Source organism: Streptomyces sp. NPDC057950 (assembly GCF_042887295.1).
GTDB classification, from domain to species: domain Bacteria; phylum Actinomycetota; class Actinomycetes; order Streptomycetales; family Streptomycetaceae; genus Streptomyces; species Streptomyces kaempferi.
In genome coordinates this window covers 230,282-246,019 of the sequence record NZ_JBHVPP010000017.1, presented here as the reverse complement: position 1 = coordinate 246,019, position 15,738 = coordinate 230,282, and the positions used below count along the sequence as shown (strand labels likewise).

Genomic DNA, 15,738 nt, shown 5'->3' with positions numbered 1-15,738 from the left:
ACCCCACCCCCACCCACCTCACCACCCTCCACGCCACCTTCCACCGCTACACCGAACACCACACCCCCACCTACATCACCACCCACCACACCAACACCAACCCCAACAGCGACGACAACGACAACGGCACCCACACCAACGGCAACAACGGCAACGGCACCAACAACGGCACTCACACCGACGACAACGGCCCCCACACCGACAACAACGGCGACACTCACGCTGACGGCGCTCACGGCAACACCAACGGCGACGCCGACAGCGACAACAGCAACAGCACCCCCACCGGCACCCGCACCACCCACATCACCGCACACCAAAACAACACCACCGTCTTCACCGCCCACATCACCACCACCCCCACCCACCCCCAACCCCACCACCAACCCGACCCACAGCCCTAACCCACCCCACAGCCAGACACAGCCAAGCCGACACCCAACACCACAGGCAAAGGCTCACCGGCGCCGTATCCCTAACAGGTGATCACCAAAAGAAGCCGCTGAAGATGCGGGCCGGACTCATGGGCAGTGGTGGCCGAATCCACCCGAGCCCCGGGCCACTGAATGTGGCCCGGATCGCAGCGGCCTGGCAGCTAGCTGGTCGTCAATCGGGAGTCAGCTCAGCGGGCCTATTTCGACTGGGTCACCTCGCCCCGCCCGGTGGGCGAACGCGCGCTCGACATTCCAGGGTTGAGTGCCCGCCGCACAAGGCCAAGGACCGCGACGCCCATAGGCAGCACAACACCGTCGAGCGCTACTCAACCGCCTCAAGCAACGGCGCGGCGTGGCCATCCGCTACGACGAGACCGCCACCACCCGCTTCGCCGCACTCCGCCTCGCCGGCATCACCATCTGCGCAGCCACATGATTTGAAAGAAGAGACCTAGCTCAACCGGACGTCGTGACCGAGGACCGCACACCGAGCCACTGCTCGGCGTCGTATTCCTCGAACCGATCCACCTCGGTGAACCCCAGCTTCGCCGCGAGGCGCATCGATCGCTCATTGGCGGTCTGGGTGCAGAGCACCACCGGATCGCCGGGAAGGGCGTCCACGAGCCAGTCGAGTACCGCCGCACACGCCTCGAAGGCGTACCCGCAACCCCACGCTTCCGGCAAGAACATGTAACCGAGCTCGGCCTCCGCACCCTCCGGACGGACGTGCCCTGAACGTTCCGCATCGCGCCGATCGAGCGTGATCATGCCGATCATCGCTCCGTCGAGATCGATCACAAAGAGGCCAGGGCGTCGCCCGGGCACCCCAGGCACCGTGCGTTCGAGCACATCACGCGGTCGAGGGCCACCGACATAGGTGCCCACCTCTGGCGATGCGAACAACTCGATGAAAGCCCCACGGTCCCGGGCCTCGGACTCGCGGAGCACGAGCCGTTCGGTCCGTATCGGGGCGGGTGGCCAGGCGACGGGTCCGAGTCCAGTCATGACGGGAAACCTATCGCACGCTCGTGAGAGTGATCCGGAAAGGAACCCCTGGTGCTCGCACTGGCTGATGGTCCGTCCGCTCGACTTCGTTGCGTGAAAGGAGGCCCGCATGCGCTCGCAACAGAAGCCGCCTCTGCCTGCAACGCGGTCCTCGCCGCGCGCCGCACAAGACGCCAGCAGCCACCTCACGGAACAGCTCAGCCCCCCGGCGTCACAGCGAGGCTATTTGCCCGCGACTCCTCGCGAGTTGCGCAACGACCGGAACGCGGCCCGGAGTTCATTGGTGAAGATGTCGGGCACTTCCCAGGCAGCGAAGTGACCGCCCTTGCGCGCCTTGTTGAAGTAGATGAGCTTGTGGTAACTGCGTGCGGCCCAGCTCCGCGGAGCCTGGTAGATCTCACCGGGGAACACCGTGATGGCGGCAGGGATGGAGACCGACACGGCGTTGAAGTTGTTGGCGTTGTTCTCCCAGTAGAGACGCGAGGAGGAAACGGCGGTGTTCGTGACCCAGTAGAGCGTGATGTCGTCGAGCATCTCGTCCTTGGTGAGCACCCGCTCGGGATGGCCGTCGCTGTAGGTCCATGCGGCGAACTTGTCGTACATCCAGGCGGCCAGTCCCACAGGAGAGTCCGTCAGGCCGTATCCCTCGGTCTGGGGACGGGTGACCATCATGGCGGAGTAGCCCGATCCCGTCTTGTAGAAGGTGGCCAGTTTCTTGTACGCGGCCTTCTCATCGGCGTCCAGCCCCGCCGGCACAGGATCACCGCAGGCGAGCTTCTTCGCGATGTCGGCGGGGACGGTGGCCGGGAAATTGACGTGGATTCCCAGAAGTCCCGCGGGTTGCTGTACCGCCATCTTGTCCGAGATGACGGCGCCCCAGTCGCCACCCTGGGAGACGTAGTGCTCGTACCCGAGGCGCTCCATCAGCACGGCCCACGCCCGTGCGATCCGGTCGGGGCCCCAGCCGGTACTGGTCGGCCTTTCGGAGAAGCCGTACCCGGGGATGGACGGTATGACGAGATGGAAGGCGTCCTCCGCACGGCCCCCGTGGGCTGTGGGGTTGCTGAGCGGGTCGATCACCTTGAGGAATTCAAGGATGGAGCCCGGCCAGCCATGGGTCAGGATCATCGGCAGGGCGTTCGCATGCCGGGAGCGGACATGGATGAAATGAATATCGAGTCCGTCGATCTCCGTTTTGAACTGCGGCAAGGAGTTGAGCTTGTCCTCGATTTTCCGCCAGTTGTAGCTCGCCCTCCAGTATTGGGAGAGTTCTTTCATGGTCGCCAACTGGACGCCCTGGGACTGATCGTGGACCGTCTCCCGGTCGGGCCACCGTGTCGCGGTGATACGCCGGCGAAGTTCGACAAGATCCCGCTCCGGTATGTTCACACGGAAGGGGCGGATGCTCGCTCTCTCGCTCACCGACACGGGTTTTGCGGAGTACTCATTGGTATACGGGCCGCCGAAAACACCGGTTGCCGCCGCGGTCATCGCAGCGACCGAGGTGGATATGAACATACGCCGAGAGTGCTGCCGGAGATTTTCGGACATGGCGGATCTCCTTGGGTCATTCCATCGTTTCCGAGAGAGCACTCTCAACAGCCATATCTCTCATCGGCGGCAACAGAAATCCGGAACGGAGTTCCTGCGGCCCGGGTGACCACCGCCCCGGCCGAGCCTGAGGCGGACGGCAACAAGCTGTCGGCTTCCTCATACGACGGCTTCGTCACGGGATGTAACGATATTTATCCCTCCGTGAGCACGCAACTCGAGGTGGAAAGTTGCTTGTGGCGTTCGGTCGCCGGGCAGCCGGTCTTCGACGGAAATTCTCGACCATCGAGAGCAATCGAGGGGGCGAAGGCAATGGAAGGCGATCGAGAGAGGCACTCGGCGATCCACATGTCCCGCCGGCCAGAACCCCTGGAGCGCATCCACTCCCGGGCTGTCCGGGAGTGGATCGGGATCAAAATCGGGCTCGGGCTCGGGCTCGGGCTCGGGATCGGGATCGGGAAGGGTGCGGCGTACGGGACGCGGGCCTCGCAAGCCTCACCCTCCCGTCGGAGGGTGGAGCCGTCCGGTGTGGTGTGAGTGTCGAGCAACGACCGGCCGGCCTGCCCACGGACGGTGGGCCATGGAGCGGAAGGGTAAAGTCTGCTCGCTGCGTCCCGCGCCGGACCGGGTAGCGCGGTTTCCTTGCTTCCTGTGGTTGCCGGCCAGGTGACGACATGACCAGTACCCAGAACCAGCCGGAGTTGACTTCTCCCGACGCCGACACGTCGGACCCCGCGACGGTCCAGGATCGCACGGCCCGGATACGGCGCCGCCTGGAGCGTCTGATCGGCATCGCGGCGACCGAGGGCAACGCGCTCACGGCCCTGCGCAACGGTGACGAGATCTTTCCGGCGATGTTGGCCGGCATCCGCTCTGCGGAACACACCGTTGACATGATGACGTTCGTGTACTGGAAGGGTGACATAGCCCGCGAGTTCGCGCAGGCACTGGCGGAGAGGGCGCGTGCGGGCGTGCGGGTGCGGCTGCTGCTGGACGGGTTCGGCAGCCGGCTGATCGAGAAGGACCTGTTGCGGGAGATGGAGCAGGCCGGGGTGCAAGTCGCCTGGTTCCGCAAGCCGTTGGCCCTTTCGCCGTTCAAGCAGAATCATCGTTGCCATCGCAAGGTCCTCGTCGTGGACGAGCAGACGGCCTTCACCGGCGGGGTGGGCATCGCGGAGGAGTGGTGCGGCGACGCGCGCACCGAGCACGAGTGGCGTGACACCCATGTCGAGGTCCGCGGGCCGGCCGTGGACGGCGTCGCCGCCGCGTTCGCACAGAACTGGGCCGAATGTCACGACGAACTCTTCGACGCCCGTGACCGGTTCGTCCCGCACCGACCGCAGGGCGACGCGGTGGTGCAGGTCGTACGCGGCTCGGCCAGCTTCGGCTGGCAGGACATGCAGACCCTGATCCGGGTGATGCTGGAGTCGGCCGAGGACCGCTTCCGGCTGGCCACCGCCTACTTCTCACCGGACGCCTACTTCATCGAACTGCTCTGTGCCACCGCCCGCCGGGGCGTCGAGGTGGAGATCCTGCTGCCCGGCCCGCACACGGACAAGCGTGTCTGCCAGTTGGCCGGCCAGCACTACTACGAAGATCTCACCGCCTGCGGCGTGAAGATCTACCAGTACCAGCCGACGATGATGCACGCGAAGGTCATCACCGTGGACGGCGTCGCCTCGCTGGTCGGCTCCACCAACTTCAACCGGCGATCACTCGATCACGACGAGGAGATCATGCTCGCGGTGCTGGAGCAGAAGTTCACCTCCATCCTCGACAGCCATTTCGACGAGGACATCGCCGCTGCCACGCTGATTCAGGAGGGGCGCTGGAAGCGGCGTTCCTTGCTGCAGCGGGCACGCGAGGTTGCCGTCATACCCATCCGCCGCTTTCTGTAGCTCCGACCCCCGGCTCTCCGGTCACCGGCCACCGATCTCGGCGATCGGCGGCCGGACGTCGTAGTCACACAGGGGGTCCAGGAGTCACGCCGGGCCTGCACCGCACGCCGAACCCCGCACACCCCGCACGCCGCATCCGATGAAGCCCCGCCACGGACAGCGATGCGGCGTGCAGCACCCAGCGGTCCATGGCCACCGGTCGAGGACCCGTGGCACCCCCACGACCAGGCGCCATGGCACCTACCCGTAGCACCCACACAACCAGAAACCATGGCACCCCCCACGACCAGGAACCGTGACACCGCCGGTGGACCAGGCTGCCTGCCCGACCGGTCCACCGTCCGCAGGCCGGAGTGCGGACACCAGCACTTCCCTCCCCGAAGCGCGGACCGCGCGGCGTTCAGTCGCGAGGCGGTCGGGTCGCGGTCTCCAGGTAGAAGGCGTCGATGCTCTGGACGGCCTGCTCGAACTCCGCCAGGTTCACGGGCTTGGTCACGTAGGCGTTGGCGTGGCTGTTGTAGGCCCCGACGACGTCGTCCGGCGCGGCGGACGTGGTGAGGACGACCACCGGGATGGTCTGCAGGTCCTCGTCGGCCTTCAGGACCCGGAGCAGATCACGGCCGTTCATCCGCGGCATGTTGAGGTCGAGCACGATCAGATCGGGGCGCACGCTGTCCGGGGTACGCAGGTATTCCAGCGCGGCGACCCCGTCGGTGACCTGGACCAGGTTGCGGGCCCCGCGCTCGGAGAGGGCTTCCTCGATGAGCATGGCGTCGGCTACGTCGTCCTCGACGAGCAGGACGTCGAAGGCGCGGGCGGGGGTGGTCATCATCTGATGCTCCGTGGGTGCTTCGTTGGAGTGCTGGAAGAGTCCCGGCCAGCGGCGTCGGGCGCCTTGGCGAGTCATGTCGCATGCCTCACCGATCTGCGGGTATCCGGCACCTGCGCGGGCGGCGTCAAGGGCCGCGTCACGCTGGAGCCGTTCGGCGGCCCGCTGGAGGTGGGTCAGTACGTGGAGCAGGGTCAGGGCACGCGTCGGATCATCGGCTGACGGGGGATGTGGGGGGTCTTCCAGGAGTTGAAGGGCGATGCGCCGCGCGAGATCATCGACCGCCGCATCCGCGACCGCGGCCGTCTCCTGCGGGGTGGTCCGCACGACGAAGTTCTTGCCAGGCACACCCGCACATTAGGCCCCGGACCGCCCCCGCGACAACAACCGTTGTCGATCGCCCTCTACAGTGTGCGCTGCGCCGCTTTGAAGGTGGCCGTCACAGCGGAGGAGTCAGGGAATGACCGGCGACGAAAGGCTGCCGCGTGCGCGGGAGCTTTCCACGTGGACGACCCGGCGATGGCTTCGCGTCGGAGTGGCCGTGTCTTTGACCGTCCTGGCCCTGTTCGGAGCCACCGGAGCGTGGATCCTGGGGCGGACGGCGTCGATCAGCGACAGCCTCGTGGACGTCAAATCTCCCGCGCTGACCACCTCGATCCGCCTGGAATCGGCCCTGCTCAACCAGGAGACCGGCATCCGCGGCTACGGAATCACCGGAAGCCCGGACTTCCTCAAGCCCTACCAGCAGGGACTCGCCGAGCAGAGGACGTACATCGCGACCCTCTCGGAGCTGCTCCAGGGCGACAGGGCGGGCCTCCGCGATCTGAAGGCCGTACAGGACGCCGTGCGGGAATGGCAGGAACGGATCGCCCGGCCGATCGCCGCCTCACCTGCCGGAGTACCCTCGCCGCTGGCCAACGCCCGTGCCGCGGAGGGCAAAACGACCTTCGACCAGGTCCGCAGATCCATGGCCATCCAGCAGGACGGGCTGCGCGCCGACCGGGTCCGGGCGCGAGCCGACCTGGCCACCACGATGAGCCTTCGGAACTGGGTGTTCAGCGCGATCGCCGTCCTCATCGCCGTCCTCGCCGGCGTGGTTTTCGAGGCGCTGCGGCGCGGTATCACCACGCCGCTGGAGCGGCTCGGGGCGGACGCCCGCGCCGTCGCCGACGGCGACTTCGGTCATCCCATCACGCCGACCGGTCCCGCGGATCTGCGGCGGCTGAGCGGCGAGATCGACATCATGCGCCAACGGCTCGTACGGGAACTGGACTTCAGTGAAGAGGCACGGCTGCGCCTGGACGAGCAGTCCACGGAACTCCAGCGGTCCAACGCCGAGCTGGAGCAGTTCGCCTACGTGGCCTCCCACGACCTCCAGGAACCACTGCGCAAGGTCTCGAGCTTCACCCAGCTCCTGCAGCGGCGCTACGGAGGTCAACTCGACGACCGGGCCGACCAGTACATCGATTTCGCGGTCGACGGAGCGAATCGCATGCAGACCCTCATCAACGATCTGCTCGACTTCTCCCGAGTCGGCCGCGTCCACCACGCCCACCAGAGCGTCGACCTCAACTCGGTGATGAAGCGGAGCCTTTCCGCCCTCAGCGTCAGCATCGAAGAGGCGGGTGCCGTGATCACCCGGGACGAGCTGCCGAATCTCGTCGCCGACCCCACCCAGATGGGCATGTTGTGGCAGAACCTGATCGGCAACGCGGTCAAGTTCCGCCGCCCGCAGGAGACTCCGCGGATCCACGTGTCCGCCGTGCGGGACGGTGCGCTGTGGCGGTTCACGGTCACCGACAACGGAATCGGCATCGCCCCCGAGTACGCCGAGAAGGTGTTCGTGATCTTCCAGCGTCTCCACACCAAGGACGTGTACACAGGCAGCGGCATCGGGCTGGCGATGTGCCGGAAGATCGTCGAGTTCCACGGCGGGACCATCTTCGTCGACACGGAGTACACGGGCGGTACTCGCATCACGTTCACCCTGGCCGGCGTTCCCGCGGAGGCGTCCCTCCCGTCCACCGCTTCGGAAGAGACCGGCTCCGGCGCGCAGCCGACCGCTTGAGCACGGACGTGGCGGTGGCGGTACCCGTGATGACCGCCACCGGCGCCTTCATCCGGGTTACCGCGCCGAGAGCGTTCTGGTGAACGGAGTGACCGGGCGCTCAAGGCGGACGCCGTCCACGGTGATGTCCACCGCCTCGTTGTAGAAGGCGAGGAGGTCCTTGACGGCGCCCACGGCGGGCAGCGGCTCGGGATAGCTCCAGACGACGTTCGGCGGGATGTCGGGACCACCGGCCGCACCCTGCCACGACCAGTACGCGGCGGTCCCCTTGTAGGGGCAGCCGGTGCTGTGGTCGGTCGGTTGGAGCAGTTCCAGCCGGACGTCCTCGCGCGGGATGTAGTACCGCGTCGGCAGGCCGGTCTCGAAGAGCAGGACCGGGTGGCGGGTGTCGGCGGCGACCGTGCCGTCGATCTCGACGCGGACGTGGCGGCCGCTGGGGATGGCGTCCACCCGTTTGTGCGGGTCACGGGGGTGGACGAAGATCTCTTCCTCCTCCTCGTACCAGTGGTCCAGGCCCCGTCCGACGCGGTGGAACCACTCGAAGGCGATGTGGCCGACCAGGTCGTCGGCCGGGAACGTCCAGGCCGCGTTCTCCAGCAGTGCGCCGTCGACCTCCAGGTCGTAGAAGGTCCGCGATCCGGTGTGCGTGCCTGTCAGCGGGTTCTTCGCGCGGCTGAGCAGGTCCTCGCGGACCTCCTCGCGCGGGAAGGCGTACAGCGGCACGGGTACGCCTGGTTCCCACACGAGGACGGGATGCCTGCTGTCGACGACGGTGACGTCTCCGGCACGGCCGCGCACCCAGCGTTGGCTCGGCTCCCACAGGAGACCTTCGGGGGTGGTTCTGACGTACGGCGCGGTGGGGAACGTGATCATGACCGGTTCTCCTTCGGCTCGCTCACGCACGGTGACTTCGGTACGCCCTCGTCCGTTCCAACAGCGTCCGGCCGGGCCGTCGAGGCTCGAACCGGATTCCGGCGGGTGTGCTCGGTGTCCCAGGCGTCCTGGTGTCCTAGGTGTCCTGAGTGAGCCAAACACATCGCGGGCAGCTCAGCGGGTACCCGGCCCCTATGGCGAAGCTGCATCTTCCAGGGCGAAAAGATCACCACGGCAGAAACGAGGTACTGCCGCCGGAGGAGGTCGGCCCGGAGCCGGAGGTGGAGCGGGCGGCACCGGGCAGTCCGGCGAAGCTGCCGAAGCGCGCGTGGGGCGCGGCGCTGAAAGGGTCCCTGCGTGAGTTCAAGGACGACGAGCTGGTCGACCGGGCGGCGGCGCTGACGTACTACGGAGTGTTGTCGCTGTTCCCGGCGCTGTTGGTGCTCGTGTCCCTGCTGGGCATCATCGGCAGGTCGGCCACGGACAAGGTTCTGACGAACCTCAGGCAGCTCACCCCCGGCTCGGCCCACGACATCATCACCCGGGCCGTGGAACAACTGCGGGACAACTCCGGCGCGGGATCGGTCGTGGCGGTCATCGGCATCGTACTGGCGGTGTGGTCGGCGTCCGGGTACGTGGCGGCGTTCATTCGCGCCGCGAACGCGGTCTACGACATGCCGGAGGGCCGTCCGGTGTGGAAGATCCTGCCGGTGCGCGTCGGTGTGACCGTCGTACTGATGATCCTGGCGGTCGCCGGATCCGTCATCGTGGTCTTCTCCGGCGGCGTGGCCCGCCGGGCCGGGAGCGCGCTGGGCGTGGGAGACACGGCACTGGCGGTGTGGTCGGTCGCGAAATGGCCCGTGCTGGTCGTTCTGGTCATCGTCATGATCGCGATCCTGTACTGGGCGAGCCCGAACGCCAAGGTGAAGGGGTTCCGCTGGATCACGCCGGGCAGCTTCCTCGCCCTCGCGATCTGGATGATCGCCTCCGCCGGATTCGCCTTCTACGTGGCGAATTTCGCGTCCTACAACAGGACCTACGGCGCCATGGCCGGGGTCATCGTCTTCCTGGTGTGGCTGTGGATCAGCAACCTGGCGATCCTGCTCGGTCTGGAGTTCGACGCCGAGACGATCCGCCAGCGGGCCATCGCCGGCGGTCACCCGCCGAAGGCGGAACCGTACACCCAGCCGCGCGACACCCGCACGTGGGACGAGGAGGACCGCCGTCGGCTCGGCGACCTCTGATCACGCCTCGCGGCCGTCACGGGGCAGGTGCCGGCGGTTCACGCACCACACCGTCCGCCGCTCCCGACGGCACTGATTCGCGGTCCCTGCCCTGAACCGCTCGGTTGGGGGTACTCGCCTCCTCACTGACCGCCGTGGCCCACCAGGGCCCGGCGGTGACCGATGGAACTGGTGGGAGGTGATTGCCGTGTCGAGTGTGCGGTCGCACGCGGACGGGTCCGGCACGCAGGCACAGGGGTCCGGATCGGATCAGGTGGGTGAACTGGTGCACCGGGCTTCGCAGCAGCTGACCGAGCTGGTCCGGGGCGAACTCCGGCTGGCGCAGGCGGAGATGAAGGAGAAGGGCAGGCACTACGGCAAGAGCGGCGGACTCTTCGGGGGCGCCGGCATCGTGGGCTTCCTGATGCTGGAGGCTCTGGTGGTCGCCGCGATCGCCGCCCTTGCCGTGCCACTGCCGGTGTGGGCCGCGGCTCTGATCGTCACCGCGGTGTTGGGTGTCGTCGCCGCGGTCCTGGCTCTGACCGGGAAGAAGCAGGTCGGCCAGGCGGCGCCCCCCGTGCCTGAGCAGACCATCGAAAACGTGAAGGCCGATGTGGCCGAGATCAAGAGGAGTGCCCACCGATGAGCAACCCGTCCGACCACGAGCGGACCGCCTCCACCCCCGATGAGCTGCGTGACCAGGTCGAGCAGACTCGTGCCGAGCTCGGGGAGACGGTCCAGGCACTGGCCGACAAGGCCGACGTCAAGGCCCGGGCCAAGGAGAAGACCGCCGAGGTCAAGGAGAAGACCGCTGAGGTCAAGGAGCAGACCGTGGCCAAGGCCGGGGAACTGAAGGCCAAGGCGGCCCAGGCCGCGCATTCGGTCCAGGACAAGCTCCCCGACCAGGTCAAGGAGCGGGCGGCCCAGACCGCCGCCCAGGTCCGGGAGAAGACCGCGCAGGCCGGAAGTGTGTGGGAGGAAAAGGCTCCTGAGCCGGTGCAGTTGCGGGCCGCCCAGGGCGCTCGGGCGGTACGCGACAACCGCAAACTGCTGGTGGCGGCCGGGGGCGCGACGGCCCTCGCGTGGCTGATGTTCCGCCGCAAGAAGGGCTGAAGCCGGTGAAAGCCTCGAAGGTCGCATACAAACCGGTCGGCCTCGCCCTGGGCGCCGCCGGCGGCCTGCTCGCCGGGATGGCCTTCAAACAGGCATGGAAGGTACTCACCCATGCCGAGGACACCCCCAACGCAACCGACGAGAACCGTACTTGGCGTGAGATCCTGCTCGCCGCCACCCTGCAGGGCGCGATCTTCGCCGGGGTCAAGGCCGCCGTCGACCGCGCCGGTGCCACCGCCACTCGCCGCGTGACCGGTACCTGGCCAGGCTGACAACCCCTGATGACGGCCCGCGCCGACGACGATCGGACACCGGGAGCCCGCACGGACCCGACCGTCGGCACCAGCGCACGGAAGTCCCCGGCCAGGGTGGCGCGGGGACTTCCGGCGGTTTCTGCGACGCCCCCGAATGGGCGGTGTTGGATGTCCCCCTGCTGGGACGACTCGAGGAACGCGGATGTACGGACGCGCGAGGCGGACGGACACGGGGCACGGGGCACGGGGGCCACACCACTCCCCCGCCCCCTTGCGAAGGCACGGGGCAGCCGTCCTCAGCCGGCCGGTCAGTGGAGGACGCTGACCGCGCGGGCGATGACCAGGAGCGAGGTCAGGAGGGCGGCGACGCTCTCGACGCTCATCAACAGCTTCGCGCGGGTGGAGAGCGGCATGGTGTCGGTGGGGCTGAAGGCCGTCGAGTTGGTCACGGAGATGTACAGGTAGTCCACGAGGGTCGGAACCCAGTCCGCGGTGCCGCTGGCGCCGTCCGCGACCTCCTCCACCGCGTCGGCGTTCTCGTCCTGCGAGAAACGGAAGTCCGCCAGCGGGAGTTCGCCACGGGGCGCCTGGGTGCGTGCCACGGGGCCGCCACGGTCCAGTTCCCAGTACGCGAGCCCGAAGGCGATGATGTTGGTGAGCCACACCTGTAGCGCGGCGACCAGCAGGGAACGGCCGTCCTTGACATCGGCGTGGATCAGTTCGTGGATGAGGATGCCGAGCGCGGTGAGGTTGCTGGCCGCGATGACGAGGACGAGAGCCAGCGAAAAGAACCTGATGGCCCTGGTCTGCCGGGTGAGCCTCTTGGGATTGACCGCGATGAGCGGTACCAGAAGAAGCAGCTCCAGAGCGGGCAGCACATAGCGCGGAGCGACCAACAGTTGCTGCGGCAGGGCCACGTACAGGGTGATCGCGATGAGCGTGGCGACCACGCCCGGCAGCCGGGCCTCACCACGGCGCTCGTGCCTGGGGTGCCTCACCCGGGCCTCGACGCGGCTCTTCACCATGGGCGATGTCCTTTCGCGCTGGGTCCGACACGACGCTGATCGTCTGCCCTCTCACGAGAGATGAAGGCCGACCGTTCCTCGTGAGATCCACGATCATGCACGTCGCCGGGCGGTTCAGGGCTCTCGACCCGCGCCGGGCCGGACGGGTCCCAGCCGAACCGCCCCGTCCCGGGCCGCCCGGACATCCGTGCGGGACGGCACATCGGTGCTCCGGCCCGCTGAGCGGCACACGTCGCGGCAGGCGGGATCCGGCCCGCCCCGCTGCTTGACCACGCCCCTCGGTTCGAGCGCCCCGGAGTCGCGGGCCCTCTCCCCGCCCGTGTGCCCGGTATGCGGCCGTCCTCGTACACACGACTGACAAGAAGCTGTCACACACGGAGCGGAATGCCGGGCCGGGCGCGGGCGGTTCTCTCTGGCATGACCGCAGGAGGAGTGCTCCACGGCCAGGGTGTGTGGACCTGCCGGACGGAAGAGAGCCGCGTCCGGCAACTCGCTCCCGACGCCTGGGGCTTACGGCCTCTTCGCGGCAACCGGCAGTTGGACACGGCTGCTCGCGCGACGAAGACGGAGGAGTACTGATGACCAATCAGGTCACGACGACGGATCTGCGGGCCTTCACCGAGAACTGGCTGGACTGGTACCGCGCGCAGGAGGAACGGCTCGCCGACCCGCACGGTTTCCTCGCGATCACCGGCCTGCACTGGCTCGACGACCGGCCCCAGCGCTTCCCTGACGCCCCGGGCGCGTGGTGGACCGGCACCGACGGGGTCACCGTGGCCCTCGAGGACGGCGAGGAACTGCTCGTGGACGGAGCTCCGGTGCGCGGGGAGCACCACTTCGGCGTGCTCCCCGAACGCGGTGGCGTCGACGCGGTCTGGGGTGACGCCGTGATCGAGGTGGCCAAGCGCGGTGGCAACGACATCGTGCGTCCCCGGCATCCGGACGCGCCCCTGCGCATCGCATTCACCGGAACGCCGGCCTACGCCCCGCATCCACGCTGGGCGGTGACGGGCCGCTACATCGCCTTCGACGAGCCGCGGCCGACCACGGTGGGTGCGGCGGTCGAGGGCCTGGAGCATGTGTACGATGCGCCTGGCCGGATCGAGTTCGACCTGGAGGGACACCACTTGTCCCTGACCGCGTTCCCCGGACACACGGTGCGGGCCGGCTGACGGTGCTGTTCACCGACGCGACCTCGGGAGTCACCACCTACGCCGCGAACCGCGCCCTCACCGTGGAAGCACCCGCCGCGGACGGCACGGTCGTCCTGGACTTCAACCGTGCGACGAACCTGCCGTGCGCGTACACGGACCTGGCCACCTGCCCGCTGCCACCGGCGGAGAACCGGTTGCCGGTGGCTGTCGAGGCCGGCCAGAAGATCCCCCGCGAGCGGGGCGGGGCCTGAGCACGCGCGGCCCCAGCGGGCGGGGGCCGCGCGAAGTGCCGTACCCGCGTGTACGCGCCGGTGAGCCTACGCGGAGTAGAGCGTGTCGATGTTCTCGTGCAGTTGGTTGGCCAGGGGCGGTGCCGCGTAGGTGTCCGTCATGACCTCGATGTAGCAGCCGGTGCCGCCCTTCGCCGCGGTCTCCATGGCCTGGTCCAGTTCGGCGAGGGTCGACACCCTGGCGGTGAACCAGTCCTCACAGCCCAGGGCCTTCGGCAGCTCCGAGTAGCGCCAGTTGGCCAGGTCGTTGTACGCGATGTCCGGGTCCTTGCAGAGCAGGCGCTCGATCAGGTAGCCGTGGTTGTTGAGGACGAACACGACCGGGCGCAGGCCGAACCGCCCGAACTGGCTGATCTCCTGAGCGGTGAGCTGGTGGGAGCCCTCACCGGTGACCAGGATGACGCGCCGCCCGTCCGCGGCGGCGACGGCCGCGCCGACCGCGGCGGGGGTGGCCCAGCCGATCGATCCCCACAGGGACTGGTTCTGGAAGGTGGCGCCCTGGGGCAGCCGGGCAAATGCCAGGCCCATGGAGACGGTTCCGGTCTCCGCGACCAGGATGTCGTCGGGCCTGAGGAAGTTCTCCCAGCGGGGGTAGAGGTTCTCGGCGGTGATGGAGTCGTCGCCGCTGCCGGGCGCCTGCGGCATCCGGGTCACCTCGGCCGACGGGCGCGGCCACTGCTTGCGCGGGAGCTTCCGCGCGAGAGCGTCGAGGAGGTCCTTCATCTCCACGCTCTGGTACGTCATGCCGTCGACGCTGACATGGTGATGGCGGATGTCGATCGTACGGCCGGGGTCGAGGTTGGCGGTGAACGCCCCGGTGTTGAAGTCGTGCATCATCGCGCCGACCAGGACGACGACGTCACCGTCCTCGACGAAGCGGCGGACGCTCTCGTTCATGAGCTTGCCGTCGTACATGCCGATGTACGCGGGCTGGGCCTCCTCCAGGACACTCTTGTCGGCCATCATCGTGGCGAAGGGCAGGCCGGTGGCATCGAGGAATTGCTGGAGGCCCGCGCCGAGACCGACGCGTGTGGTGAGGATTCCTGGCAGGACACAGGCGCTGTTCGCCCGGCCGAGCATGTCGGTGATGGCCTGAACTGCCGCCTCCACCTGCGCGGGGTCGCTGGCGGGCGGCGAGAGCGGCTTGGCCTCGCCGATCACCGGCATCTCCGCGAGGTCGGCGGGGAAGGCCATGTAGACCGGGCGGCGGTGGTAGAGCGCCGCCGCGATGAGACGCTCGGTCTCGGCCGCGGCGTTCTGCGGTGTCATGATGGCGCTCGCGCACACCACGGCGTCGGACATCTTCTGGAAGAGGTCGAACTCGCCGTTGCCCAGGGTGTGGTGGACGAGCGAGTGGTGGGCCTGGACGGGCATCTTGGGCATGCCGACGAGGTGGAACACCGGGAGATGTTCGGTGTAGGCGCCGGCGATGCCGTTGATCGCGCTGAGTTCCCCGACCCCGTAGGTGGTGCACACGGCGCCGATACCGTGCACACGGGCGTAACCGTCGGCGCTGTAGGCCGCGTTCAGTTCGTTGCAGCTGCCGATCCAGTTTATGTCCGGGTGTTGGGCTATGGCGTCGTCGACGGGGAAGGCGTAGTCGCCGGGAACACCGAAGACGTGACGCACGCCGATGTCCCGCAGCCTGTTCAGGACGTGTTGGATCACGGTGGTGGACATCAGGGAGGTCCTTTCCTTTTGGTGGCACCACCGCTCCAGGGTGCTGACGTGCCCGACGGAGTCGGTGCCGACCGTTCCCTCTGCGGGTGAGCCGGTGGGGGCGGACCGCGCGAGGAGGCCCTCAAGGCGCCGTGCAGCCGTGCGAAGACTTCTCGTCGGCGAACCCTGGAGAGCGCTCCCGTGGCCTCCTCCGCCGTCACACCGTCCGGTCTCTGTCGACACACCGGCTGTCACGGAGAGTAGCCGATGTGTCGCACAACAGGAGCAAAAGGGCTCTTCTGCTCCAGCAACATGCTGTCCGCATCCCGCAGGGCACGCAACCGGTGGTCCTGATCAAGCGC

The 15,738-nt window shown here is 68.0% G+C and carries 12 protein-coding genes and 2 pseudogenes; 8 read left to right on the top strand and 6 right to left on the bottom strand.

Going from position 1 to position 15,738, the window contains the following annotated elements:
* Window positions 1-404 (top strand): annotated as a pseudogene (locus ACFVTC_RS27370) (hypothetical protein); the annotation flags it as partial.
* Between the two features lie 486 nt (window positions 405-890).
* Here ACFVTC_RS27370 and ACFVTC_RS27365 read toward each other — a convergent pair.
* Both ACFVTC_RS27365 and ACFVTC_RS27360 read right to left on the bottom strand, forming a co-directional pair.
* The gene (locus ACFVTC_RS27365; RefSeq protein WP_390131172.1) at window positions 891-1,439 is read right to left on the bottom strand and encodes a GNAT family N-acetyltransferase; all 549 of its coding nucleotides are present in this window, start codon (window positions 1,437-1,439) and stop codon (window positions 891-893) included.
* Between the two features lie 222 nt (window positions 1,440-1,661).
* Window positions 1,662-2,930, bottom strand: a complete 1,269-nt coding sequence (locus ACFVTC_RS27360; RefSeq protein ID WP_390131178.1) for an epoxide hydrolase family protein — start codon at window positions 2,928-2,930, stop codon at window positions 1,662-1,664.
* A gap of 734 nt (window positions 2,931-3,664) precedes the next feature.
* Between ACFVTC_RS27360 and ACFVTC_RS27355 the strand changes: the two genes are divergently transcribed.
* Entirely contained in the window at window positions 3,665-4,888 is a 1,224-nt protein-coding gene (locus ACFVTC_RS27355) for a phosphatidylserine/phosphatidylglycerophosphate/cardiolipin synthase family protein (protein WP_390131171.1), read from the top strand.
* 400 nt (window positions 4,889-5,288) lie between these two features.
* On the opposite strand, the gene ACFVTC_RS27350 is transcribed toward ACFVTC_RS27355, so the two are convergent.
* Window positions 5,289-6,065 (bottom strand): response regulator, encoded by a 777-nt coding sequence (locus ACFVTC_RS27350; protein ID WP_390131170.1) that lies wholly within the window; start codon window positions 6,063-6,065, stop codon window positions 5,289-5,291.
* Window positions 6,066-6,177: 112 nt separating this feature from the next.
* Here ACFVTC_RS27350 and ACFVTC_RS27345 point away from each other — a divergent pair, with 112 nt between their 5' ends.
* On the top strand, window positions 6,178-7,785 hold the full coding sequence (locus tag ACFVTC_RS27345; protein ID WP_390131169.1) for a CHASE3 domain-containing protein: 1,608 nt from the start codon (window positions 6,178-6,180) through the stop codon (window positions 7,783-7,785).
* Window positions 7,786-7,842: 57 nt separating this feature from the next.
* Here ACFVTC_RS27345 and ACFVTC_RS27340 read toward each other — a convergent pair whose 3' ends face one another.
* Window positions 7,843-8,658, bottom strand: coding sequence for a DUF427 domain-containing protein (locus ACFVTC_RS27340; protein ID WP_390131168.1), 816 nt, complete (start codon window positions 8,656-8,658; stop codon window positions 7,843-7,845).
* A 194-nt stretch (window positions 8,659-8,852) separates the two neighbouring features.
* On the opposite strand from ACFVTC_RS27340, the gene ACFVTC_RS27335 reads away from it, so the two are divergent.
* From ACFVTC_RS27335 to ACFVTC_RS27320, 4 genes are all read left to right on the top strand, one after another.
* Complete coding sequence (locus ACFVTC_RS27335; RefSeq protein ID WP_390131167.1) at window positions 8,853-9,902, top strand: YihY/virulence factor BrkB family protein; 1,050 nt, start codon at window positions 8,853-8,855, stop codon at window positions 9,900-9,902.
* A 196-nt stretch (window positions 9,903-10,098) separates the two neighbouring features.
* On the top strand, window positions 10,099-10,527 hold the full coding sequence (locus tag ACFVTC_RS27330) for a phage holin family protein (protein WP_390131177.1): 429 nt from the start codon (window positions 10,099-10,101) through the stop codon (window positions 10,525-10,527).
* On the top strand, window positions 10,524-10,994 hold the full coding sequence (locus tag ACFVTC_RS27325; protein ID WP_390131166.1) for a DUF3618 domain-containing protein: 471 nt from the start codon (window positions 10,524-10,526) through the stop codon (window positions 10,992-10,994). Before ACFVTC_RS27330 ends, ACFVTC_RS27325 begins: the two co-directional genes overlap by 4 nt.
* Before the next feature lie 5 nt (window positions 10,995-10,999).
* Complete coding sequence (locus ACFVTC_RS27320; protein WP_390131165.1) at window positions 11,000-11,266, top strand: DUF4235 domain-containing protein; 267 nt, start codon at window positions 11,000-11,002, stop codon at window positions 11,264-11,266.
* A gap of 290 nt (window positions 11,267-11,556) precedes the next feature.
* Here ACFVTC_RS27320 and ACFVTC_RS27315 read toward each other — a convergent pair whose 3' ends face one another.
* On the bottom strand, window positions 11,557-12,273 hold the full coding sequence (locus ACFVTC_RS27315; protein WP_390131164.1) for a hypothetical protein: 717 nt from the start codon (window positions 12,271-12,273) through the stop codon (window positions 11,557-11,559).
* 578 nt (window positions 12,274-12,851) lie between these two features.
* Here ACFVTC_RS27315 and ACFVTC_RS27310 point away from each other — a divergent pair.
* Window positions 12,852-13,678, top strand: a pseudogene (locus ACFVTC_RS27310) (DUF1684 domain-containing protein).
* A gap of 66 nt (window positions 13,679-13,744) precedes the next feature.
* Here the strand turns inward: ACFVTC_RS27310 and ACFVTC_RS27305 are convergent.
* On the bottom strand, window positions 13,745-15,397 hold the full coding sequence (locus ACFVTC_RS27305; protein WP_390131163.1) for an alpha-keto acid decarboxylase family protein: 1,653 nt from the start codon (window positions 15,395-15,397) through the stop codon (window positions 13,745-13,747).
* Between the last annotated feature and the right edge of the window lie 341 nt (window positions 15,398-15,738).